This is a genomic window from Variovorax sp. H27-G14, from assembly GCF_046156345.1.
In the GTDB taxonomy this organism is placed as follows: domain Bacteria; phylum Pseudomonadota; class Gammaproteobacteria; order Burkholderiales; family Burkholderiaceae_C; genus Variovorax.
In genome coordinates, this window is sequence record NZ_JAYLVN010000054.1 from 1 (window position 1) to 1,282 (window position 1,282).

Here is a 1,282-nt window from a genome sequence, read left to right on the forward strand (position 1 = left end):
AGAGCTGGCCCCGGAAATCTGAACAAGCCGATAAGTGTGGAAACTGCTCCTGCTGGCGAGGACCTCGCCTGTGAAGACTGGAGCGAATATGAGCAGAAGACCCCGCCGCACGCACTCAGCGGCCTTCAAGGCCAAGGTGGCGCTGGCCGCCGTTCGAGGCGACAAGACGCTGGCCGAGCTGGCGCAACAGCACGACGTGCACCCCAACCAGATCACCGACTGGAAGAACCAGTTGCTCACGCGAGCAGCCGACGTCTTCGGCGGCGAGCCATCCGCGGCAGAACCGACGATCGATCTGAAGGCGCTGCACGCCAAGATTGGCCAGCTGGCGCTGGAGAATGATTTTTTGGAAGGCGCGCTCATCAAGGCCGGCATGCTGAGCGCAAAGCGATGATTGATCCAAGCCACGATCTGCCGATCCGGCGCCAGGCCGAACTGGTGAACATCAGCCGCGGTTCGGCGTACTACACGGCCAAGCCCGTCAGCGATGCCGACCTCCATTTGATGCGTCGCATCGACGAGTTGCACCTGGAACTGCCGTTCGCTGGCGCCCGCATGCTGCGCGATCTGCTGCGTGGCGAGGGAATCGCTGTGGGCCGCAAGCACATGACCACGCTGATGCGGCGAATGGCGATCACCGCGCTCTACAGGAAGCCCAACACCAGCAGGAAGGCCCCGGGGCGCACGATCTACCCGTACCTGCTGCGCACGCTGGTCATCAACCGGGCCAACCAGGTCTGGGCGATGGACATCAGCTACATCCCGATGGCCCGGGGCTTCGTGTACTTGGCGGCGGTGATCGACTGGTACAGCCGCCGGGTGCTGGCCTGGCGGGTATCGATCTCGATGGACACCGAGTTCTGCACCGATGCCGTCGAGGAAGCCATTACCCGATACGGCACGCCCGAGATATTCAACACCGATCAGGGCAGTCAATTCACGAGTACGGCCTTCACGGGGTTGCTCGCCGATCACGGCATCCGCGTCTCGATGGACGGCAAGGGCTGCTGGAGGGACAACGTGTTCATCGAGCGGCTGTGGCGCTCGATCAAGTACGAGGAGGTGTACCTGCATGCTTACGAGAGCGTGAGCCAGGCTCGCACCGGAATCGGCCGGTACATCGAGTTCTACAACAGCCGCAGGCCGCATTCGAGCCTGCAGGCCCGCACACCCGATGTGGTGTACTTCGACTCGCTGCCACGGCCTTCGGCCCAGGCAGCCTGACCCCGCAGGATCCACTTAAAAGTAATCGGAATCTGTTCAAACGAACGGGGCCACCTCT

Annotated in this window: 1 protein-coding gene; it reads left to right on the plus strand. The window is 62.6% G+C overall.

The features are described 5' to 3' along the window. Positions 1-88: 88 nt before the first annotated feature. Positions 89-1,224 (plus strand): IS3 family transposase gene (locus VLK31_RS36175; RefSeq protein ID WP_409173315.1). Its coding sequence is split into 2 segments (ribosomal slippage): positions 89-350 and positions 350-1,224, totalling 1,137 coding nucleotides; the frame shifts between segments, so codons are not numbered across the junction. Positions 1,225-1,282: the final 58 nt, after the last annotated feature.